General features: G+C 72.4%; 21 protein-coding genes and 1 pseudogene. 2 read left to right on the top strand and 20 right to left on the bottom strand.

Features of this window, described 5'->3' with window-relative positions:
• The 3 genes and pseudogenes from BBH68_RS26860 to pyrR all read right to left on the bottom strand — a co-directional run.
• Positions 1 to 185 (bottom strand): annotated as a pseudogene (locus BBH68_RS26860) (hypothetical protein); the annotation flags it as partial.
• A gap of 2 nt (positions 186 to 187) precedes the next feature.
• Entirely contained in the window at positions 188 to 1,165 is a 978-nt protein-coding gene (locus BBH68_RS26855) for an aspartate carbamoyltransferase catalytic subunit (RefSeq protein WP_065966186.1), read from the bottom strand.
• A gap of 187 nt (positions 1,166 to 1,352) precedes the next feature.
• On the bottom strand, positions 1,353 to 1,946 hold the full coding sequence (gene pyrR, locus BBH68_RS26850; RefSeq protein WP_065966184.1) for a bifunctional pyr operon transcriptional regulator/uracil phosphoribosyltransferase PyrR: 594 nt from the start codon (positions 1,944 to 1,946) through the stop codon (positions 1,353 to 1,355).
• A 197-nt stretch (positions 1,947 to 2,143) separates the two neighbouring features.
• On the opposite strand from pyrR, the gene bldD reads away from it, so the two are divergent.
• Positions 2,144 to 2,644, top strand: coding sequence for a transcriptional regulator BldD (bldD, locus tag BBH68_RS26845; protein WP_014056259.1), 501 nt, complete (start codon positions 2,144 to 2,146; stop codon positions 2,642 to 2,644).
• A gap of 163 nt (positions 2,645 to 2,807) precedes the next feature.
• Here the strand turns inward: bldD and nusB are convergent, their stop codons facing one another.
• From nusB to rpsD, 15 genes are all read right to left on the bottom strand, one after another.
• Positions 2,808 to 3,254 (bottom strand): transcription antitermination factor NusB, encoded by a 447-nt coding sequence (gene nusB / locus BBH68_RS26840; protein ID WP_065966183.1) that lies wholly within the window; start codon positions 3,252 to 3,254, stop codon positions 2,808 to 2,810.
• Between the two features lie 2 nt (positions 3,255 to 3,256).
• Positions 3,257 to 3,823, bottom strand: coding sequence for an elongation factor P (gene efp / locus BBH68_RS26835; protein WP_065966181.1), 567 nt, complete (start codon positions 3,821 to 3,823; stop codon positions 3,257 to 3,259).
• 60 nt (positions 3,824 to 3,883) lie between these two features.
• Positions 3,884 to 4,999, bottom strand: a complete 1,116-nt coding sequence (locus tag BBH68_RS26830) for an aminopeptidase P family protein (protein WP_065966175.1) — start codon at positions 4,997 to 4,999, stop codon at positions 3,884 to 3,886.
• A gap of 60 nt (positions 5,000 to 5,059) precedes the next feature.
• On the bottom strand, positions 5,060 to 5,719 hold the full coding sequence (locus BBH68_RS26825) for an AAA family ATPase (RefSeq protein WP_245738328.1): 660 nt from the start codon (positions 5,717 to 5,719) through the stop codon (positions 5,060 to 5,062).
• Positions 5,720 to 6,156: 437 nt separating this feature from the next.
• Positions 6,157 to 6,597 carry a type II 3-dehydroquinate dehydratase gene (gene aroQ, locus BBH68_RS26820; protein WP_065966174.1) on the bottom strand — a complete coding sequence of 147 codons (441 nt, stop codon included), beginning with the start codon at positions 6,595 to 6,597 and terminating at the stop codon, positions 6,157 to 6,159.
• Complete coding sequence (gene aroB, locus BBH68_RS26815) at positions 6,594 to 7,685, bottom strand: 3-dehydroquinate synthase (protein WP_065966173.1); 1,092 nt, start codon at positions 7,683 to 7,685, stop codon at positions 6,594 to 6,596. Before aroB ends, aroQ begins: the two co-directional genes overlap by 4 nt.
• On the bottom strand, positions 7,682 to 8,212 hold the full coding sequence (locus BBH68_RS26810; RefSeq protein ID WP_076970613.1) for a shikimate kinase: 531 nt from the start codon (positions 8,210 to 8,212) through the stop codon (positions 7,682 to 7,684). Before BBH68_RS26810 ends, aroB begins: the two co-directional genes overlap by 4 nt.
• Positions 8,209 to 9,393, bottom strand: a complete 1,185-nt coding sequence (gene aroC / locus BBH68_RS26805; protein WP_065966166.1) for a chorismate synthase — start codon at positions 9,391 to 9,393, stop codon at positions 8,209 to 8,211. The genes BBH68_RS26810 and aroC overlap by 4 nt, the downstream gene beginning before the upstream one ends.
• A 137-nt stretch (positions 9,394 to 9,530) precedes the next feature.
• Positions 9,531 to 10,379, bottom strand: coding sequence for a shikimate dehydrogenase (locus tag BBH68_RS26800; RefSeq protein ID WP_065966164.1), 849 nt, complete (start codon positions 10,377 to 10,379; stop codon positions 9,531 to 9,533).
• 6 nt (positions 10,380 to 10,385) lie between these two features.
• A complete protein-coding gene (mltG, locus tag BBH68_RS26795) occupies positions 10,386 to 12,266 on the bottom strand; it encodes an endolytic transglycosylase MltG (RefSeq protein ID WP_065966162.1) in 1,881 nt (626 codons plus the stop codon).
• Between the two features lie 96 nt (positions 12,267 to 12,362).
• The gene (gene ruvX, locus BBH68_RS26790) at positions 12,363 to 12,836 is read right to left on the bottom strand and encodes a Holliday junction resolvase RuvX (protein ID WP_076970615.1); all 474 of its coding nucleotides are present in this window, start codon (positions 12,834 to 12,836) and stop codon (positions 12,363 to 12,365) included.
• Positions 12,833 to 15,502: an alanine--tRNA ligase gene (alaS, locus tag BBH68_RS26785; protein ID WP_065966154.1), complete on the bottom strand. Its 2,670-nt coding sequence runs from the start codon at positions 15,500 to 15,502 to the stop codon at positions 12,833 to 12,835. The genes ruvX and alaS overlap by 4 nt, the downstream gene beginning before the upstream one ends.
• Positions 15,502 to 15,831, bottom strand: coding sequence for a DUF6167 family protein (locus BBH68_RS26780; protein WP_065966152.1), 330 nt, complete (start codon positions 15,829 to 15,831; stop codon positions 15,502 to 15,504). The genes alaS and BBH68_RS26780 overlap by 1 nt, the downstream gene beginning before the upstream one ends.
• A 9-nt stretch (positions 15,832 to 15,840) precedes the next feature.
• A complete protein-coding gene (locus tag BBH68_RS26775) occupies positions 15,841 to 16,272 on the bottom strand; it encodes a DUF948 domain-containing protein (protein ID WP_065966150.1) in 432 nt (143 codons plus the stop codon).
• Positions 16,273 to 16,499: 227 nt separating this feature from the next.
• Positions 16,500 to 17,111 (bottom strand): 30S ribosomal protein S4, encoded by a 612-nt coding sequence (gene rpsD, locus BBH68_RS26770; RefSeq protein WP_065966148.1) that lies wholly within the window; start codon positions 17,109 to 17,111, stop codon positions 16,500 to 16,502.
• Between the two features lie 56 nt (positions 17,112 to 17,167).
• Here rpsD and BBH68_RS26765 point away from each other — a divergent pair, with 56 nt between their 5' ends.
• Positions 17,168 to 18,040, top strand: coding sequence for a DUF2470 domain-containing protein (locus BBH68_RS26765; RefSeq protein ID WP_065966146.1), 873 nt, complete (start codon positions 17,168 to 17,170; stop codon positions 18,038 to 18,040).
• Positions 18,041 to 18,058: 18 nt separating this feature from the next.
• Here the strand turns inward: BBH68_RS26765 and BBH68_RS26760 are convergent, their stop codons facing one another.
• On the bottom strand, positions 18,059 to 19,528 hold the full coding sequence (locus tag BBH68_RS26760) for a replication-associated recombination protein A (protein ID WP_245738327.1): 1,470 nt from the start codon (positions 19,526 to 19,528) through the stop codon (positions 18,059 to 18,061).
• An 83-nt stretch (positions 19,529 to 19,611) separates the two neighbouring features.
• Positions 19,612 to 20,271, bottom strand: coding sequence for a vitamin K epoxide reductase family protein (locus BBH68_RS26755; protein ID WP_065966144.1), 660 nt, complete (start codon positions 20,269 to 20,271; stop codon positions 19,612 to 19,614).
• Between the last annotated feature and the right edge of the window lie 184 nt (positions 20,272 to 20,455).

The following is a 20,455-nucleotide window of genomic DNA, read 5'->3' as shown; positions in this document are numbered from 1 at the left end:
CAGGCCGGGCAGGGCAGCAGGATCTGCCCGGTGGCGTCGATCACGGTGGCGTCGATCACGGTGGCGTCGCCCGCCTCGATGCCGGTGCCGACCGCGGCGATCCGCTCGCCCTCGATCAGCACGTCACGGGCCTCGCCGCCGAGGACCTTGGCGCCGCGGAGGAGGGTTTTGGGGGTCTCGCTCATGGTTACTTGCTCTCCTCGGTGGCGGTGCGGGTCGTGGCGACGGCGGGCTCGTTCCCGCCGAGCAGCAGATACAGGACGGCCATGCGGATCGAGACGCCGTTGGCGACCTGTTCGACGGCGGTGCAGCGCGGGGAGTCCGCCACCTCGGCGGTGATCTCCATGCCGCGGTTCATGGGGCCGGGGTGCATGACGATGGCGTGCTCGGGCATGCGGGCCATCCGTTCGCCGTCCAGCCCGTACCGCCGGGCGTACTCGCGCTCGGTGGGGAAGAAGGCGGCGTTCATGCGCTCGCGCTGGACGCGCAGCATCATCACGGCGTCGGACTTGCCGATCACGGCGTCGAGGTCGTACGAGACCTCGCACGGCCAGCTCTCGACGGCGAAGGGCACCAGGGTCGGCGGGGCGACCAGGGTCACCTCGGCGCCCAGGGTGGACAGCAGGTGGACGTTGGAGCGGGCGACCCGGCTGTGCAGGATGTCGCCGACGATCGTGATCCGGCGGCCCGCCAGGTCCTGTCCGGTGCCCGAGGTCAGGTGGCGGCGCATGGTGAAGGCGTCGAGCAGCGCCTGGGTGGGGTGCTCGTGGGTGCCGTCCCCGGCGTTGACGACCGAGCCGCCGATCCAGCCGGAGGTGGCCAGCCGGTGCGGTGCGCCGGAGTCGTGGTGGCGGATGACGACGGCGTCGGCGCCCATCGCCTCCAGGGTGAGCGCGGTGTCCTTCAGGGACTCGCCCTTGGAGACCGAGGAGCCCTTGGCGGAGAAGTTGATGACGTCGGCGGACAGCCGCTTGGCGGCCGCCTCGAACGAGATGCGGGTGCGGGTGGAGTCCTCGAAGAAGAGGTTGACGACGGTACGGCCGCGCAGGGTCGGCAGTTTCTTGATCGGCCGGTCGGCGATACGGGCCAGCTCCTCGGCGGTGTCGAGGATCAGGACGGCGTCGTCGCGCGTGAGATCGGCGGCCGAGATGAGGTGGCGCTTCATCCGGATGCTCCGTGGGTGAGGGAAATGTACAGGCGTGCGGCGGGCACGCGGGAGGGCGTCGTGTCCGACGCGCCGGGCCGGGGCCGGTCACCGGGGCACGGGCGGCCCCGGGTGTCCGCTGGGCGGTGCCCGGAGGCGGTGCGCGACGCGGTCGCCCGACGCGGTCCCGGGCGGGCCCGGCGGAGGGCTACTGCCCGTCCGCGGGGGCGGTCCCGCGCGCGCCGAGGAGCACGCTGTCGCGGCCGTCCTCCTCGGTGAGCTGGACCTTGACCGTCTCCCGCAGCGACGTGGGGAGGTTCTTGCCGACGTAGTCGGCGCGGATCGGCAGCTCGCGGTGGCCTCGGTCGACCAGGACCGCGAGCTGGACGGCGCGCGGCCGGCCGATGTCGCCCAGGGCGTCCAGGGCGGCGCGGATGGTGCGACCGGAGAAGAGCACGTCGTCGACCAGGACCACCAGACGGCCGTCGATGCCGTCGCCGGGGATCTCGGTGCGGGCGAGCGCGCGGGCCGGGCGCAGTCTCAGGTCGTCGCGGTACATGGTGATGTCGAGCGAGCCGACCGGCATCTGGCCGGGTTCCTTGCCGGTGATCTCCTCGAGCCGGGCGGCCAGCCGCCGGGCGAGGTGCACACCGCGGGTCGGGATGCCGAGCAGCACCACGTCGTCGGCGCCCTTGGCGCGCTCGACGATCTCATGGGCGATGCGGGTCAGAACGCGGGCGATGTCCGGTGCCTCGAGCACGGAGCGCGCCGCGGTGGCCGCGTGGGTGGTACGTGCGTCCATATGAAACGGACCTCCTTCTCCGCCTCACGGGACGGACCTTAAAGGACGTCGGAATTGCGCCATTCACAGTAGCAGGACAGGAGGGCCCACCCGTCATCGCCCCTGGCGACGGCCCCCCGCGCCCCGTTCGGCTTGACGAATGGAGATTACGCTGCGTAACCTCACAGTGAGTTACCAGTCTTCGTCCGGGGAGCTTTATGTCCAGCGAATACGCCAAACAGCTCGGAGCCAAGCTCCGTGCCATCCGCACCCAGCAGGGCCTCTCCCTCCACGGTGTCGAGGAGAAGTCCCAGGGCCGCTGGAAGGCCGTCGTGGTCGGCTCGTACGAGCGCGGGGACCGTGCCGTGACCGTGCAGCGCCTCGCCGAGCTGGCCGACTTCTACGGCGTCCCGGTCCAGGAGCTGCTCCCGGGCACCAGCCCGGCCGGGGCCGCCGAGCCGCCGCCGAAGCTGGTGCTGGACCTGGAGCGGCTGGCCCATGTGCCGGTCGAGAAGGCGGGCCCGCTGCAGCGGTATGCCGCCACGATCCAGAGCCAGCGCGGCGACTACAACGGCAAGGTGCTGTCGATCCGCCAGGACGACCTGCGCACCCTCGCCGTGATCTACGACCAGTCGCCGTCGGTGCTCACCGAGCAGCTGATCAGCTGGGGTGTGCTGGGCGCCGACGCGCGCCGGGCGGTCCAGCACGAGGACGTGTGACGCCGCGCGCGCCGCGCCTCCCCTGAAGACCGCGCACCCTTTTCGGTAGTCAGCTTCGAAAGCCAGCACAGCAGAAAGCCGCCGGGGGCGGTAGAACCTGAGAGGTTCTACCGCCCCCGGCGGCTTTGACCCCGCGGGCCGGGCCCGCGGGGTCGTGCGCTCCTCAGGCCTCCGTGCCCGACTGCTCACGGCGCAGGCTCGGCTTCAGCTCCTTGAAGCGGCCCAGGAGGCCGTTGACGAAGGCCGGCGAGTCATCGGTGGAGAACTCCTTGGCCAGCTGCACCGCCTCGTCGATCACGACGGCGTCCGGTGTGTCGTCCTCCCACACCAGCTCGTAGGCGCCCAGCCGCAGGATGTTCCGGTCGACGACCGGCATCCGGTCCAGCGTCCAGCCCACCGCGTAGGTGGAGATCAGCTCATCGATCCGGTCGGTGTACTGGGCGTACCCCTCGACCAGCTGCATCGTGTATTCGCTGACCGGCGGCTGCCGGTCGTCGGTCCGGGCGAGCCGGATCCAGTCCGCGAGGACCGTCTGCACGGAGCTGCCACGCTGGTCGGCCTCGAAAAGAATCTGGAAGGCTCGTTTACGGGCCTTGTTGCGGGCAGCCACGGTTAGTTGTTCACCCGACCGAGGTACTCACCGGAGCGGGTGTCGACCTTGATCTTCTCACCGGTGGTGATGAACAGCGGGACGCCGATCTCGTAGCCGGTCTCCAGCTTCGCGGGCTTGGTGCCGCCGGTGGAGCGGTCGCCCTGGACGCCGGGCTCGGTGTACTCGATCACCAGCTCGACCGCGGCCGGCAGCTCGACGTACAGCGGGTTGCCCTCATACATCGCCACGACGGCCTCGAAGCCCTCGAGCAGGAAGCGGGCGTTGTCGCCGACGACCTCGGGGCTGATGTAAATCTGGTCGTAGGTGTCCATGTCCATGAACACAAAGCTCTCGCCGTCCTTGTACGAGAACTGCATGCCGCGCTTGTCGACATTGGCCGTCTCGACCTTCACACCGGCGTTGAAGGTCTTGTCGACCACCTTGCCGGACAGCACGTTCTTGAGCTTGGTGCGGACGAAAGCAGGGCCCTTGCCGGGCTTGACGTGCTGGAACTCTACGACGGACCAGAGCTGGCCCCCGTCGAGCTTGAGCACCATGCCGTTCTTGAGGTCGTTCGTGGATGCCACGGTTGCGGGATCTCCTGGACTACAGCTGGTGGGAACCAGAAAGATGCGACGCCCCGGAATTCAGAGCGCGAGCAGCTCCTTGGTCGTGATGGTGAGTAGCTCGGGTCCGCCGTCCGCCTCGGGGCGGACGACGAGCGTGTCGTCGATCCGGACACCGCCCCGACCCGGGAGGTGGACCCCCGGTTCGACGGTGACCGGCACACAAGCGTCCAGTTTACCCATGGCGGAGGGTGCCAGCCGAGGGTCCTCGTCGATTTCCAGGCCCACGCCGTGTCCCATGCGCGGTCCCAGCCCCTCGCCGAAGCCCGCGGAGTCCAGCACCTGGCGGGTCGCGCGGTCCACGTCCCGGCAGGCCGCGCCCGGCAGCAGCGCCTCCCGCCCGGCCCGCTGCGCCGCGAAGACCACGTCGTACAGCTCCACCTGCCAGGTGGCGGGCGACGGGCCGATCACGAAGGTGCGCCCCACCTCACAGCGGTAGCCGCGGTAGTCGGCGCCCAGGCCGATGGTGAGGAAGTCGCCCTCCTCGACCCGCCGGTCGGTGGGCACGTGCCCGGCCCGGCCCGAGTGCGGCCCGGTCGCCACGACCGTGGGGAAGGCCGGGCCGTCCGCGCCGTGGTCCACCAGCCGGCGCTCCAGCTCCAGCGCCAGATGCCGCTCGGTGCGGCCGACCAGAATCGACTCCAGCAGCTCGCCGAGCGCCTGGTCGGCGAGCTCGGCGGCGATGCGCAGACAGGAGATCTCCTCGTCGTCCTTGACCAGCCGCAGCTGCTCCACGGCGCGGCCCAGGTCCGCCAGGCGCAGCCGGGGGGCGGCCGCGGCCAGCGCCCGGTGGCGGGCGACGGTCAGATGGTGCTCCTCGACGGCCAGCGACTCGGCGCCGTCCGCCCCGGCCAGGTCGGCGGCGGCCGCCGCCGGGTCCCCGCCGGGTCCGGGCAGCACGAGGATCCGCAGGTCCTCCGGGTGGCGCGGGCCGCCGGGCAGCGGCTCCCAGGACGGCGTCACGGGTGCGACCAGCACGTCCTGGACCGGCCCCAGGAGCAGCACCGCGCCGGGCGGCACCCCGCCGCCGCACAGATAGCGCACATTGGCGGGGCTGGAGACCAGCGCGGCCTCACAGCCCGCCGCCGCGCACTGGTCGTGCAGCCGGGCACGTCGGGCCGCGTACGCCTGGGACATGCCCCGAGCCTACGCATTCGCGCCTCCGACGGCCGGTCGGACGGGTCCCGGCGGGTGAGTTCACCAGTTGGGCGGGCTGGCGATGCTGCGGGTGACGACCTCGTCGAGCATGCGGGCGGTGGTCGCCACGTCGTACGTGGAGTTGTCGATGATCGGCAGGCCGGAGCCGTACCAGCCGGCCATCCGGCCGTGGATCCGGGCCACTTCCTCGTCGCTCAGCCGGCGGTTGCCGCTGCGGGCCGCGTTCCGCTCCAGGACGACCTCCAGGCCGGGGAGCACCACGACCGGCAGCAGGCCGGGGCCGACGTGCCGCTTCCAGCCGCCGAGGCCCACGACCGGGCGGTCCGGGAAGACGGCGTCGTCCAGGATGCAGGAGATGCCGTTGGCCAGGAAGTTACGGGCGGCGAAGCCGCAGGTGCGGCGGGCGAGACGGTACTGCGCCTCGGAGTTCTCGTTCCACCCCGACTGGGGGTTGGCGAATCCGGACCTGACCCATTCGCGGACGTCGTCCAGGCTGATGTGCGCGGTCGGCACCCGCCGGTGGTCCGCCCAATGGCGGGCGACGGTCGTCTTGCCCGCCCCGGCGGGACCGATCAGCAGCACCGCCACCGCCGCCTGGGAGGCGTCGGCCACCGCCGCGCCGCCCGCCGGGGGGTGGGGCAGCGGCACCGGGCCGCCGGGCGGGAGCTGGAGGTGGCCGGTCGCCCCGGACGGGTCCATGGGCGGCGGGGCCGGGGTGGGGTGGAGCGGGGCCGGCGGGACGGGAAGCACAGGGGGGGCCGGGTGGGAGCCAGGGGGCGGGGCCGGGTGAGAGCCAGGGGGCTGGACCGGGTGGGAGCCAGTGGACCGGGTGGGAGCCAGGGGGCGGGACCGGCGGGGGGCCCGGGTGGTGGGCCGGTGGGTGGCCCGGGTGGTGGCTCGTGCCCTGGGCCCAGCCGGCGCCGCCCTGACCCGGCCCGTGCCCGGGCTGGTGGGGCGGTGGCAGCGGAGCTCCCACTGAGTGCTGCATCCGGTGGCACTCCGTCTCGTGCAGGCGGTCTGGTACTGGCAACTGTCGCGTGAGGACGCGGCGGCGAGGCCGGTCTACCGAACGGTACCCGCCCCGGCCGCCGCTGTGTGAACGGCCGGGGAATACGGTGTGTGCCCAGCGCCCGCCGTCAACCGGCCAATTCGTCCGCCAGAGCGCGCAATGCGAGCCGATACGACCCGATTCCGAACCCGGCGACGGTGCCGCTGGCGACGGCGGCGATGACAGAGTTGTGACGGAACTCCTCCCGCGCGTGCGGGTTGGAGATGTGCACCTCGACCAGCGGGGCGGTGCGCTGCGCGGCCGCGTCCCGCATGCCGTAGGAGTAGTGCGTGAAGGCACCGGGGTTGATGACGACCGGGATCGAGCCGTCCGCCGCCTCGTGCAGCCAGCGGATCATCTCTCCCTCGTCGTTGGTCTCCCGCACGTCCACCTCGAAGCCGAGTTCCGCGCCGAGTTTCACGCACTCCTCCACCAGACCGGCGTAGGAGGTCGCGCCGTAGACGTCCGGCTCGCGGCTGCCGAGCCGCCCCAGGTTGGGGCCGTTGAGGACCAGCACCTTGCGGGTCACGCGGACACCTCCCCGAAGGCCGCGAGCAGCACGGCCGGGTCCGGGCCCTCCAGCACCGCGGGCTTGGCCAGGCCGTCGAGGACGATGAAGCGCAGCAGGTCGCCGCGGGACTTCTTGTCCACCTTCATGGTCTCCAGCAGCCGGGGCCACTGGTCGCCGCGGTAGGTCAGCGGCAGGCCGACGGACTCCAGGACGGCGCGGTGCCGGTCGGCCGTGGCGTCGTCCAGGCGCCCGGCGAGACGGCCCAGTTCGGCGGCGAAGACCATGCCGACGGACACCGCCGCGCCGTGCCGCCACTTGTAGCGCTCGTTCTTCTCGATGGCGTGGGCCAGGGTGTGACCGTAGTTGAGGATCTCCCGCAGCCCGGCCTCCTTGAGGTCGGAGGAGACGACCTCGGCCTTCACCCGGATGGAGCGCTCGATGAGTTCGGCGGTGTGCGGCCCCGCGGGGGTGCGGGCCGCCTGCGGGTCCGCCTCGATCAGCTCGAGGATCGCCGGGTCCGCGATGAACCCCGCCTTGATGATCTCGGCGAGGCCGCTGACGTAGTCGTGGACCGGCAGCGAGTCGAGCGCGGCCAGGTCGCACAGCACCCCGGTGGGCGGGTGGAAGGCGCCGACCAGGTTCTTGCCCTCGGCGGTGTTGATGCCGGTCTTGCCGCCGACCGCCGCGTCCACCATGCCCAGCACGGTGGTCGGGACGGCGATCCAGCGCACCCCGCGCAGCCAGGTCGCGGCCACGAAGCCGGCGAGGTCGGTGGAGGCGCCGCCGCCCACACCCACGATCACATCGCTGCGGGTGAAGCCGGTCTGGCCGAGCGCCTTCCAGCAGTACGCGGCGACCTCGGCGGTCTTGGCCTCCTCCGCGTTGGGCAGCTGGATCGCGATGGCCTCGTAGCCCTGGTCCAGGAGGTCCCGGCGCACGGCCTCCCCGGTCTCGGCCAGCGCCTCGGGGTGCAGCACGGCCACGCGCTTGGCCGGGCCGATGAGGCCGGGCAGCTCGCCCAGGAGCTGCCGGCCGACCAGGACCTCGTACGGCTCGCTGCCCGCGGTGCCGCCGACCTGGATACGGGTGGGGGTGTCCGTGCTCATGCGTCCTTCAGCTCCAGTGCGTCGAGGACCGCGTCGGCGACGTCCTCGGGGGTACGGCCCTCGGTCGACACGACCGCGCGGGCCACCTCGGTGTACAGCGGACGGCGCTGTTCCATCAGCTCCCGCCAGCGCTGCCGCGGGTTGACGGCGAGCAGCGGGCGCGGCGCGTCGAGACCGGTGCGCTTGACCGCCTCGGCGACGCCCATCTCCAGGAAGACGACCGGCAGGTCGGCCAGCAGGGCGCGGGTGCCCTCGTCCAGGATCGCGCCGCCGCCCAGGGCCAGCACGCCGCGGTGCTCGGCGACCGCGGCGCGCACGGCCCGCCGCTCCAGCTCGCGGAAGTGCGGCTCGCCCTCGTCGATGAAGATCTCGGAGATCGGCTTGCCCGCCGTCTCGACGATGTCGGTGTCGGTGTCCCGGAAGCCGGTGCCGAGCCGCTCGGCGAGCACCCGCCCGACGGTGGTCTTCCCCACGCCCATGGGTCCGACCAGCACGATCGCCGGCCCCCCGGCTGCTGGGCCGCTCACTTGACGGCCAGGTTGTCGAGGAAGCCCCGCACATTGCGGCGGGTCTCGGCGACCGAGTCGCCGCCGAACTTCTCCGCGACCGCGTCGGCGAGGACGAGCGCCACCATCGCCTCGGCGACGATGCCCGCGGCCGGGACCGCGCACACGTCCGAGCGCTGGTGGTGGGCCTGGGTCGGCTCGCCGGTCGTGACGTCGACCGTGGCCAGCGCCCGCGGCACGGTCGCGATCGGCTTCATCGCGGCCCGCACACGCAGCAGCTCGCCGGTGGTCAGCCCGCCCTCGGTGCCGCCGGAGCGGCCGGAGGTCCGCCTGATGCCGTCCTCGGTCGGCACGATCTCGTCGTGCGCCTTGGAGCCGGGCACCCGGGCCAGCTCGAAACCGTCGCCGACCTCGACGCCCTTGATGGCCTGGATGCCCATCAGGGCGGCCGCGAGCCGGGCGTCGAGCCGCCGGTCCCAGTGGACGTGCGAGCCGAGGCCCACCGGCACGCCGTACGCCAGCACCTCGACGACGCCGCCGAGCGTGTCGCCGTCCTTGTGGGCCTGGTCGATCTCGGCGACCATCGCCTTGCTGGTGTCGGCGTCCAGGCAGCGCACCGGGTCGGCGTCCAGCCGCTCCACGTCCGCGGGGGTCGGGTAGACGCCGTAGGGGGCCTTGGCCGCGGCCAGCTCCACGACATGGGAGACGATCTCGATGCCGGCCGTCTCCTTGAGGTACGAGCGGGCGACCGTGCCGAGCGCGACGCGCGCGGCGGTCTCACGGGCGCTGGCCCGCTCCAGGATCGGCCGGGCCTCGTCGAACCCGTACTTCTGCATGCCCGCCAGGTCCGCGTGGCCGGGGCGGGGCCGGGTCAGCGGCGCGTTACGGGCCAGCCCGGCCAGCTCCTCCGGGTCCACCGGGTCGGCCGCCATGACCTGCTCCCACTTGGGCCACTCGGTGTTCCCGACCATGATCGCCACGGGGGAGCCGAGGGTCAGCCCGTGCCGGACGCCGCCGAGGAAGGTGACCTCGTCGCGCTCGAACTTCATCCGGGCGCCGCGTCCGTAACCGAGCCGCCGGCGCGCGAGGGCGTCCGCCACCATGTCGGTGGTGATCGGCACACCGGCGGGCAGTCCCTCCAGCGTCGCCACGAGTGCGGGGCCGTGCGACTCCCCCGCGGTCAGCCAGCGCAACCTGCTCAACGGTGCTCCTCATGCTCGCGCCTCGACGTACGGCGGCGTGGCCCGGGAGAGCGCGGCCCCGGCCCGCCACCTCCGATCCTCCCACGTCCGCGGGCAGCCCCGAGTCCTGGTCCAGCTGGCGGACCGGTCTTTGAGACTCAGCCCGCCCGGGCTGCGAGGGCGGCTTCGCCCGCCTCGCGCATGGTGGCCAGGGGGGCGGGGGCGCGGCCGGTCATCAGCTCCACCTGGAGCACCGCCTGGTGCACCAGCAGGTCGAGGCCGCCGACGACCGCGCCGCCGCGCGCCGCCCAGGCGGCCGCGAGCCGGGTCGGCCACGGGTCGTACAGCACGTCGAAGAGCGCCCCGGGGCGGTCGGGCACCGCCGCGGCCAGCTCGTCCGTGGTGCCCGCGGGGGTGGTGGCGATCACCAGGGGGGCGCGGAACGCCTCCGCCGCGTCGGCCCAGTCCGCCGTGCGGACCGCCACCCCGAGCCGCTCGCCCCACTGCCGCATCTCCGCCGCCCGCGCCTCGCTGCGGACGTACGCGGTGACCTCGCCCTCGCAGACGCGGGACAGCGCGGCCAGGGCCGAGGAGGCCGTGGCCCCCGCGCCCAGCACGGCGGCGCCCGCCACCCGCTCGACGCCGCGCTCGCGCAGCGCCGCCACCATGCCCGGGATGTCGGTGTTGTCGCCGGTCCGGCGGCCGTCGTCGGTGAAGACGACGGTGTTGACCGCCTCCACGGACGCGGCCGTGTCGCTGATCTCGTCGAGCAGCGGAATGACGGCGCGCTTGAGCGGCATGGTCAGCGAGAGCCCCGCCCACGGGCGGTCACCGGCCGTGGCGCCCAGCCGCTCGAAGAAGCCGGGCAGCCCGGCCTCGTCGACCTCGTGGCGGTCGTAGGCCCATCCGGCCAGGCCCAGCTTCTCGTAGGCGGCCCGGTGGAGCACCGGGGACAGGGAGTGGGCGATCGGCGAGCCGAGCACCGCGGCCCTGCGGTTGTGCGACATCTTTCCTCAGCCGTTCTTGCGCTGCCGGTTGAACTTGTCGACCCACTTCTGGTGTTCCGCGTAGGTCTTGGAGAAGTACGTCTTTCCGTCGATGGCGACGAAGTAGTACCAGCCGCCGTCCGTGGGGTTCACGGAGGCCTTGAGCGCGTCCTCCCCCGGGTTGCCGATCGGGCCGGGCGGCAGCCCCTCGTAGAAGTACGTGTTGTAGGGGTTGTCGTAGTTCTTGATCTCCGCGATGGAGATGTCGAGCTTGCTCTGGTTCTTGATGTAGTTGTACGTCGAGTCGAATTCCAGCTTGCCGTTGGTCTCGGTGTTGCCGGGCTTGAGCCGGTTGTAGACCACCTCGGCCATCTTGCGGAAGTCGTCGTGGGTGAGGCCCTCCGCCTGGACCAGGCTGGCGACGGTGACGAGTTGGAGCGGCGACTTGAGGCCCAGTTCCTTGGCCTTGCCGTCGAGGTCGTAGCGGGCGTAGTTCTTCTTCGCCTGGGCGACCATCTGCCGCAGGACGTCCTCGGGCTTCGCGTCCTTGCCGACGCTGTAGCGGGACGGGTAGAGGAACCCTTCCAGCGGGTCCTTGATCTTGGGGTTGTCGTCGGCCCAGTCCGGCAGCCCGAGGTTCTTGGCCTCCTTGGCGGCGACGTTCTTGGTCGTGCCCGCCTTGAGGCCGATCTTCTTGTCGATCTCGGCGTAGATCCGCGCGTTGCGCCAGCCCTCGGCGATGATCAGGCCGTTGCTGCTCGCCGGGTCGATCATCAGCTTCACGGCCGCGGCGGCGGACATGTGCTTGCGCAGCGTGTAGGTGCCGGGCTGGACGAACTTGCCGCTGTCCTTGACGGCCTCGACGAAGGCGCCGCTGCTTTTGACGACGCCCTTGTCGACGAGGATGCTGCCCATCTCGGCGGTGCCGGTGCCCTCCGGGATCACGACCTGGGCCTGGCCGCTGCCCTCGCCCGAGTAGTCCGGCGCCGGGCCGAAGCGGCTCTGCCAGAACTGGTAGGCGAAGTAGCCGCCCCCGCCGACGACCCCGACCAGCACCACGGTCACGAAGAGGCAGGCGACACCGCTGCGGCGCTTGGGGGGCTTGTTCCGGCGCTCCCGGCCGCCGCGCGGCTCGTCGTCGTCCTCGTCGTCCTCTTCGTACTCGTCGTCGTCACGGCGGCCGCGGCGGGCGACGCCGGCGCCGTCGCCGTCACGGAAGAACGGGTGGTCGTCGTCCTGCTCTTCCTGCTCGGCGACGGGCTCCTGGGGCGCCTCGTGGCCGTCGTACGGGTCGGCGCCGTACGGCTGCTGCTGTTGCTGCTGATGCTGATGAGGCTGCTGCTGCTGCGGGTAGCCGCCGGTGTCGTGGCCGTCCCAGTGGGGCTGCTGTGACTGCTGCGGCTGTTGCTGGTGGTGGTGCTGCTGCGGCTGCTGGGGGTCCTGCGGGTAGCCCTGGGGGTACTGCTGGTGGGCGTACGGGTCCTGGGCGTAGTCCTGCCCGTAGCCCTCGTGCCCCTGCCCGTACCCCTCGTGGCCGTAGCCGCCCTGCGGGTACTGCTCCGGGTGGTGGCCGCCCTGCTCATGACCCCCCTGCCCGTGGCCCTCCTGCCCGTATGGGTCCTGCGCGTACGGGTCCTGACCGTTCGGGTGCTGCGCGTAGAGGTCCTGACCGTTCGGGTCCTGCGCGTAGGGGTCCTGACCGTAGGAGGGGTCCTGACCGTAGCCGCCCTGGCCGTAGGAGCCGTGCTGCGCGTACTGCTCCTGAGCGTAGGGATCCTGGGCGTAGGGCTCCTGCGCGTACGGATCGTGACCGGCCACCGTCTGGTGTCCGCCCCACCCCTGGTCCCCGTACAGCGGGTCCTCGGGATGCCACGGTTGGGAGCCGGTACCCCGGCCGTAGTCAGTCATCAATCCCCTAGCGACGCAAGACGGCAGCCGAGGGTGTGCGCGCCGGCGTCACAGGCGACGGCTGCCAGGGTCGCGCGGAACGTTACCGTATCGCGATCAGATGACCACTTCGACGGCCTCGCCCGGCGCCCGCCCGGAGGTCCGCTCGGTCTCCAGTGCGCTTTGCAGGATGACGACGGCTGCGGCCTGGTCAACGACCGAGCGGCCCTTCTTGGACGTCACCCCGGAGGCCCGCAGGCCCTGGGTCGCTGTGACGGTGGTCATACGCTCGTCGACCAGCCGGACCGGGAGCGGCGCGATGCGCCGCGCCAGCTCCCGCGCGAAGGCGCGGGCCTTGGCCGCGGCCGGCCCCTCCCGCCCGCTGAGCGAGCGGGGGAGGCCGACCACCACCTCGATCGGTTCGTACTCCTCGACGAGGGCCACCAGCCGCTTGTGGGCGGCCGGGACGTCCCGCCCCGGCACGGTCTCCACCGGGGTGGCGAGGATCCCGTCGGGGTCGCACGAAGCGACCCCGACGCGGGCGTCCCCGACGTCGATCGCGAGGCGCCTGCCGCGTCGCACGGCGCTCAGGCCGCTTCCGCGACGAGCCGCTCGACGGCGGCCGCGGCGTCCTCGACGGCCTCCGGGTTCTGGCCGCCGCCCTGGGCGACGTCCGGCTTGCCGCCGCCCCCGCCGCCGAGGGTCTTGGCGGCGGCGCGGACCAGGTCGCCGGCCTTGATGCCGCGCTCGCGGGCGGCCTCGTTGGTGGCGATGACGGTCAGCGGGCGGCCGTTCGCCACGGCGAACAGGGCGACGACGGCGGCGCGGTCGCCCTGGATGCGGCCGCGCACGTCCAGCACGAGCTTGCGCAGGTCGTCGGCGGAGGTGCCGTCCGGCACCCGGCCGGTGACCAGGGCGACGCCCCGCACGTCCTTGGCGCCCGCGGCCAGCCCGGCGGCGGCCTGCAGCACCTTCTCGGCGCGGAACCGCTCGATCTCCTTCTCGGCCTCCTTGAGCTTGGCCAGCATCCCGGAGATCTTCTCCGGCAGCTCCTCCGGCCGGCCCTTGACCAGGTCGGTGAGCTGGGAGACGACGGTGTGCTCACGGGCGAGGAAGTTGTACGCGTCCACGCCGACCAGGGCCTCGACGCGGCGCACGCCGGAACCGATCGAGGACTCGCCGAGCAGCTTCACCAGGCCCAGCTGGGCGGTGTTGTGCACATGCGTACCACCGCACAGCTCCTTGGAGAAGTCGCCGATGGTCACCACGCGCACCCGGTCGCCGTACTTCTCGCCGAACTCGGCGATGGCGCCCTGCTTCTTGGCCTCCTCCATGCTCATCACCTCGGCGGTGACGTCGAGCTCGCGGGAGAGGACCTCGTTGATCTTCTGCTCGACGTCGGTGAGCACCGCGCCGGGCACGGCGGCCGGCGAGCCGAAGTCGAAGCGGAAGCGGCCGGGCGAGTTCTCCGAACCGGCCTGGGCGGCGGTCGGGCCCAGGGCGTCGCGCAGCGCCTGGTGGGTGAGGTGGGTGGCGCTGTGGGCGCGGGCGATGGCGCGCCGGCGCTTCACGTCGATCTGGGCGTACGCGCCGGCGCCGAGGGTCACCTCGCCGACCTGGACGGTGCCCTTGTGCACGCTGACGCCGGGCACGGGCTGCTGGACGTCCCGCACCTCGACCACGGCGCCCGAGTCCAGCCGGATCCGGCCGGTGTCGGCGAGCTGGCCGCCGCCCTCGGCGTAGAACGGGGTGCGGTCGAGGACGACCTCGACGTCGTCGCCCTCGGTCGCGGCGGGCGAGGGCAGGCCGTCGACCAGCAGGCCGACGACGGTGGACTCGCCCTCGGTGTGGGTGTAGCCGGTGAAGACGGTGGAGCCGGCGGTGTCGGCGACCTCGCGGTAGGCGGACAGGTCGGCGTGGCCGGTCTTCTTAGCCTTGGCGTCGGCCTTGGCCCGCTCCCGCTGCTCCCGCATCAGGCGGCGGAAGCCCTCCTCGTCCACGCTCAGGCCCTGCTCGGCGGCCATCTCGAGGGTGAGGTCGATCGGGAAGCCCCAGGTGTCGTGGAGCAGGAACGCCTTGTCGCCGGCGAGCACCGTGCCACCGGCGGCCTTGGTGTCGGTGACGGCGGTGTCCAGGATGTTGGTGCCGGCCTTCAGCGTCTTGAGGAAGGCGGCCTCCTCGGCGAGGGCGACGGTCTCGATGCGCTTGCGGTCGGTCAGCAGCTCCGGGTACTGCTGGCCCATCGTCTTCAGGACGACGTCCACGAGTTCGCCGACGACCGGCTCGGTGGCGCCCAGGATGCGCATGTTGCGGATGGCGCGGCGCATGATGCGGCGCAGCACATAGCCGCGGCCCTCGTTGCCGGGGGTGACGCCGTCGCCGATGAGCATGGCGGAGGTGCGCATGTGGTCGGCGACCACGCGCAGCGAGACGTCGCTGTCGTGGTGGGCGCCGTAGGCGACGCCGGTGAGCTCGGTGGCCTTGTCGATGACGACACGCAGGGTGTCCGTCTCGTACATGTTCTGCACGCCCTGCAGGATCATCGCGAGGCGCTCTAGGCCGAGGCCGGTGTCGATGTTCTTGTTGGGCAGCTCGCCGAGGATCGGGAAGTCCTCCTTGCCCTCGCCCGGGCCCCGCTCGTACTGCATGAAGACCAGGTTCCAGATCTCCACGTACCGCTCGTCGTTGACGGCGGGACCGCCCTCGACGCCGAACTCGGGGCCGCGGTCGTAGTTGATCTCGGAGCAGGGGCCGCAGGGGCCGGGGACGCCCATGGACCAGAAGTTCGGGCCCATGCCCAGGCGCTGGATGCGCTCGGCGGGGACGCCGACGACGTCGCGCCAGATGCGCTCGGCCTCGTCGTCCTCCTTGTAGACGGTGATCCAGAGCTTCTCGGGCTCCAGCCCGTAGCCGCCCTCCTCGACGGAGGTGGTCAGCAGCTCCCAGGCGAACTTGATGGCGCCTTCTTTGAAGTACTCGCCGAAGGAGAAGTTGCCGCACATCTGGAAGAAGGTGCCGTGGCGGGTGGTCTTGCCCACCTCTTCGATGTCGGGCGTGCGCACGCACTTCTGCACGCTCACGGCGCGCTTGTAGGGCGGCTGGACCTCGCCGAGGAAGTAGGGCTTGAAGGGCACCATGCCGGCGTTGACCAGCAGCAGGGTCGGGTCGTCCGCGATGAGCGACGCCGAAGGCACGACGGTGTGCCCGCGCTCTTCGAAGAAGCGCAGCCAGCGGCGGCGGATTTCAGCCGACTCCATTAGTGGTCCTCATTTCCGGCGTTCGGGTGGTTGTACGAGTAATTCTGCGGGAGCTGGCCGCGGGAGCGCTGGGCGGGCAGCTGCCTCCGGTCGTCCGCGGGCGGCGCGCTCAGACCGAGGGCGTCCTTGAGCGCCGCCTCCCGGTCGGCCATGCCGTCGCGCACATCGAGCGCGAAGACCTTGATCCGCCGCCCGGCGAGCACCGCCCGGTCGGCGGCCTGCGCCGCCAGGCTCTCCGGGGTCAGCTTGTTCAGCTTGCGGTTGACCTTGGTGGTGGCCCACACACCGGCTGCGACACCGGTGGTGAACCAGAACGTGCGGCGGAACATTCCGGTCTCTCAGCCCTTCGATCCACGGTTGCGGCGGCCGCCCCGGCGGGCGGACGGCAGGGTCTTGCCGACGACGACGGTGCGCGCGGACCCGTCCTCCGGGTGCGGCTGCCCCTTGCGGCCGATCGCGCGCCGCACGCCGTAGCCGAAGGCGGCGACCTTCACCAGCGGCCCGCCGAAGGCCGAGGAGACGGTCGAGGAGAGCGCGGAGGCGTTCGAGGTGACCTCCTGCACATCCGCCGCGATCGAGTCGACGCGGGCGAGCTGGGTGTTGGCGGAGCGCACCGTCGCGGACGCCTCGCTGAGCAGCGGCACGGCCTGCTCGGTGACCTCGGCCACCAGCTTGGTGGCCGCCTTCAGCGTCTGCGCGAGCCTCACCAGGGCGAGGGCGAGGAAGGACACCAGGATCGCCCAGAAGACGGCCACGAGGATCCCGGCCACCTCTCCACCGGACACGTTGCACGCTCCCTGCTGCTGCTCGTGGTGGGTGTCAGTCGTCCGTCGGCCGCCGTCTCGGGCGGGTGGGTCATCCGGGACGGGCGGCAGGTATCGACCTTATCGCGCCGGACAGCCCCGCCCGAACCGTGTTTCGGTCGGCCGGAAAACGCATCGCGGGCCCCCCGTCGACCCATGTCGAGGGGAACCCGCGCGATGCGTGGACAACGGCCTCAGCGGGCGTAGTACTCCACGACCAGCTGCTCGTCGCAGATCACCGGGATCTCCTTGCGGTTCGGGTCCCGGTCCAGGCGGAAGGCCAGGGCCTGAAGGTTGACCTGGAGGTAGCGCGGGGTCTCGCCGTCGAGGGCGTAGCCGCCCTCGCGCGCGACCTGGAAGGGGTGCTTGTCGCGGCTGCGCTCGCGGACCATCACCACGTCGTCCGGGCGGACCCGGAAGGACGGCTTGTCGACCTTCCGGCCGTTGACCTCGATGTGGCCGTGGCTCACCATCTGGCGGGCCTGGTAGATGGTGCGGGCCAGACCGGACCGCAGGACGAGCGCGTCCAGACGGCGCTCGAGCTCGACGACCAGGGCCTCACCGGTCTTGCCCTCGGCCTTGCGCGCCCGGTCGTAGGCGCGGGCCATCTGGCGCTCGCTGATGTCGTACTGCGCCCGCAGGCGCTGCTTCTCCAGCAGTCGGACCTTGTAGTCACTGTTCTGCTTGCGGCCACGGCCGTGCTCGCCCGGCGGGTAGGGGCGGGCCTCGAAGTACTTGACAGCCTTCGGGGTCAGGGCGATGCCGAGCGCTCGCGACTTCTTGACCTTAGGACGCGACTGGTTCACGGGGAACGAACCTCCGATATAAGTTAGGTGAGCCTTACCTTAGCCGAGGAGGACGCATGTTTCGACCTGGGATCCCCCTGCCCAGCGCTGCTCAGAGCACCGAGGAGGGTCAGCCGCGTCCCGGGGAAGACGCTCCACGGCCATCGGCGGCGGAGCGGGTACGTACTCTCGTCGAGTCCAAGGCTACGGCGTCGCTCTCCATTCCCGGAATCGAGGCCGCGGCCGCCACCGACGAGCCCGCCGCCGACCTCCCCGCCGCGCGCGCCGTCACCCCCGACGGCGATCTGCTCCTGCTCCTCCCCGGCGCCGGGGCCGCCGCCCGCGCCGCGACGTACGCCCAGGACGACGAGCTGACCTGCGTGATGGAGATCACAGACGTCGCTCCGGTGGCCGTCCCCCACCGGATCCGCGGGCGCGCCTGGGTCGGCGGGTGGCTCACGCCCGTACGCGACCGGGACCGCGCGGCGAGCGCTGCGCTGCTGGCCCGGCGGCACCCGGTCGGGAAGCTGCTCGGCCTGCGCGAGGCGCTGGCCGGGGACGGCGGCGGATGGGCGCTGCTGCGGCTGGAGGTCGGCGAGGCGTGGGTGGACGACCTGTGGGGCGCGGAGCCGGTCGAGCCCGAGGACTTCGCGACCGCCGCGCCCGACCCGCTCGCCCCGCACGAGGCCGAGCTCCTCCAGCATCTGCACGCCGCCCACGACGACCGGATGCGCGGCCTGTGCGCCCTGCTCGGCGACCACCCGGACCGCGCGTGCGGTGCGCGCGGACGCGCGGTCCCGGTCGCCCTGGACCGCTTCGGCCTCCGCGTCCGCTTCCCCGACGCGCCCGGCGCGCCCTTCGACGCGCGCTTCGACTTCCCCGAGCCGGTACGGAACATTTCCGAGCTCCGCCGGGCGATGCACGCGCTCTTCGAGGCGGCGACGGAGTAGGGCCCTGCCCAGCGGCCCCTAGGACTCCGCGGCGGCCGGGCCGTCGGAGGGCGGCGCCTCGGACGAGGGGCCCGACTCACCCGACTCACCCGAGGCGCCCGGACCGGCGGGCTGGGGCGGGCGCGGGGGCTGGGGCGGGGCTTCGCCGCGGAGGCGGGCCCGGACGCGCTCGACGACGTCCGCGTAGCGGGCCTCCGCGCCGTAGCGCGTCGGCTCGTAGTACCGCTTGCCGTGGATCTTGTCCGGCGCGTACTGCTGCGCCGCGATCCCGCCCGGCAGGTCGTGCGGGTAGAGATAGCCCTGCGCGTGCCCCAGTTTCTCGGCGCCCTTGTAGTGGCCGTCGCGCAGGTGCGGCGGGACCGGGCCGGCGAGCCCCGCGCGGACGTCGGCGAGGGCGTCGCCGATCGCGCGGGTGACCGCGTTGGACTTGGGGGCCAGCGCCAGCGCCACCGTGGCGTGGCCGAGGGTCAGTGCCGCCTCGGGGAAGCCGATCAGCGCGACCGCCTGGGCGGCGGCCACGGCCGTCTGCAGAGCGGTCGGGTCGGCGAGCCCGATGTCCTCGCTCGCGGAGATCATCAGCCGCCGCGCGATGAACCGCGGGTCCTCCCCCGCCTCGATCATCCGGGCCAGGTAGTGCAGCGCCGCGTCCACATCCGAGCCGCGGATGGACTTGATCAGGGCGCTGGCCACGTCGTAGTGCTGGTCGCCGGCGCGGTCGTACTTCACCGCGGCGCGGTCGACCGCCTCCTCCAGCGTCGTGAGGGTGATCGTCGGCTCGCCCTTGGCCAGCGCCGCCCCGGCGCCCGCCTCCAGCGCGGTCAGCGCGCGCCGCGCGTCGCCGCCCGCGATCCGCAGCAGATGGCCCTCGGCGTCCTCGGGGAGCGTGACCGCGCCGCCGAGGCCGCGCTCGTCGGTCAGGGCGCGGCGCAGCAGCCCGCGCAGGTCGTCGTCGGTCAGCGGCTCCAGGGTGAGCAGCAGCGAGCGCGACAGCAGCGGGGAGATGACGGAGAAGTAGGGATTCTCCGTGGTGGCCGCGATGAGCGTGACCCAGCGGTTCTCGACGGCGGGCAGCAGTGAGTCCTGCTGGGCCTTGCTGAAGCGGTGGATCTCGTCGAGGAAGAGCACGGTGTCCCGCCCGTACGCCCCGGAGGAGCGGCGCGCGCCGTCGATGACGGCCCGCACCTCCTTCACGCCCGCCGTGATCGCCGACAGCTCGACGAAGCGCTTCTGGGTGGCCTGGCTGACGACGTACGCCAGGGTCGTCTTGCCGATGCCGGGCGGGCCCCACAGGATGACCGAGGACGGCCCGGCGGGGCCGCCGCCGCCCTCGCCGACGAGCCGCCGCAGCGGGGAACCGGGCCGCAGCAGATGCTGCTGGCCCACGACCTCGTCGAGCGTGCGCGGGCGCATGCGCACGGCCAGCGGGGTGCTGGCCGGGTCCTTCTCCTGGCGTTCCTCTGCGGCGGCGGTGAACAGGTCTGGCTCCACGCGGGAAGCCTATGCCACCCCACCGACAGCGCCGCCGGGCAGCGCGACGGGCCGGCGCGACCGACCGGTCCGAGCGCGGCGGGTCAGGCCTGGCCGCCGGTCCAGAAGTTCCACCACCGGGTCAGGATCAGCATGCCGATGACGCCGACCCACAGCACCGGCACCACCCAGTGGAACTCCAGCAGCCCGCGCCGGAGCCCGGCGGGCACGGGCAGGAACCCGTGCTTGATGTTCTTGCCGGTGACGTAGCAGAACAGGACGATGGTGGCGACCCAGGCCAGGCAGCACCACAGGCACAGCGAGCCGATGACGTACAGCGACTGGTACTGCAGCCAGGCGCAGAATCCGACGCCGCATAGGGCGCCGGCGTTGAAGGTCAGCCAGTACCAGCGGGGGAAGCGGGCCCCGGCCAGCAGGGACATCCCCACGCAGATGACGATCCCGTAGGCGACCAGCCCGAGCATCGGGTTGGGGAAGCCGAACGCCTGCGCCTGGTCGCTCTCCATGATGTTGCCGCAGGACACGATCGGGTTGAGGCTGCAGCCGGGCGTGAAGTGCGTGCCGTTGGCCTTGGCTTCAAGGATCTTGTTCTTGTCGATCGTGATGACCCATGCGGCCAGCAGTCCGAGCGCGCCGGTGATCACGAGCAGCAGGGCGAATGCCCGGCCGCCCCCGACCGCGACCCGCGCGCCGTCCTGCCGCGCCTGGTCGGAGTGCACCTCGTCCACCGCTGTCGTCGCCATATCGCCGTTCCGTCGTCCCGCCGTGTCCGCCATGTCCAGCCCCCGTCGAGCACGGACATTCTGCCGCATCGGGGACGGCCGCAGCGTCTCTTCGGGAGAATCAGGGCCGTCCGGCCCATCCTGCTCCGGCACCCGTCGGGTGGGCGTAAAGCCGCGCTGACCGGGCCGGACCGGGCCTCGGCGG

This window comes from Streptomyces sparsogenes (genome assembly GCF_001704635.1).
GTDB classification, from domain to species: Bacteria; Actinomycetota; Actinomycetes; order Streptomycetales; family Streptomycetaceae; genus Streptomyces; species Streptomyces sparsogenes.
The sequence above is the reverse complement of the archived record's forward strand: the minus strand, read 5'-3'. Positions and strand labels throughout refer to the sequence as shown.

Excerpts from the sequence above, each read along its gene's own strand:
- BBH68_RS26855 (WP_065966186.1), bottom strand. The coding sequence starts at position 1,165 with ATGAAGCGCCACCTCATCTCGGCCGCCGATCTCACGCGCGACGACGCC.
- pyrR (WP_065966184.1), bottom strand. The coding sequence starts at position 1,946 with ATGGACGCACGTACCACCCACGCGGCCACCGCGGCGCGCTCCGTGCTC.
- bldD (WP_014056259.1), top strand. The coding sequence starts at position 2,144 with ATGTCCAGCGAATACGCCAAACAGCTCGGAGCCAAGCTCCGTGCCATC.
- BBH68_RS26830 (WP_065966175.1), bottom strand. The coding sequence starts at position 4,999 with ATGTCCCAGGCGTACGCGGCCCGACGTGCCCGGCTGCACGACCAGTGC.
- BBH68_RS26825 (WP_245738328.1), bottom strand. The coding sequence starts at position 5,719 with ATGGACCCGTCCGGGGCGACCGGCCACCTCCAGCTCCCGCCCGGCGGC.
- aroB (WP_065966173.1), bottom strand. The coding sequence starts at position 7,685 with ATGAGCACGGACACCCCCACCCGTATCCAGGTCGGCGGCACCGCGGGC.
- BBH68_RS26800 (WP_065966164.1), bottom strand. The coding sequence starts at position 10,379 with ATGTCGCACAACCGCAGGGCCGCGGTGCTCGGCTCGCCGATCGCCCAC.
- mltG (WP_065966162.1), bottom strand. The coding sequence starts at position 12,266 with ATGACTGACTACGGCCGGGGTACCGGCTCCCAACCGTGGCATCCCGAG.
- alaS (WP_065966154.1), bottom strand. The coding sequence starts at position 15,502 with ATGGAGTCGGCTGAAATCCGCCGCCGCTGGCTGCGCTTCTTCGAAGAG.
- BBH68_RS26780 (WP_065966152.1), bottom strand. The coding sequence starts at position 15,831 with ATGTTCCGCCGCACGTTCTGGTTCACCACCGGTGTCGCAGCCGGTGTG.
- BBH68_RS26765 (WP_065966146.1), top strand. The coding sequence starts at position 17,168 with ATGTTTCGACCTGGGATCCCCCTGCCCAGCGCTGCTCAGAGCACCGAG.
- BBH68_RS26755 (WP_065966144.1), bottom strand. The coding sequence starts at position 20,271 with ATGGCGACGACAGCGGTGGACGAGGTGCACTCCGACCAGGCGCGGCAG.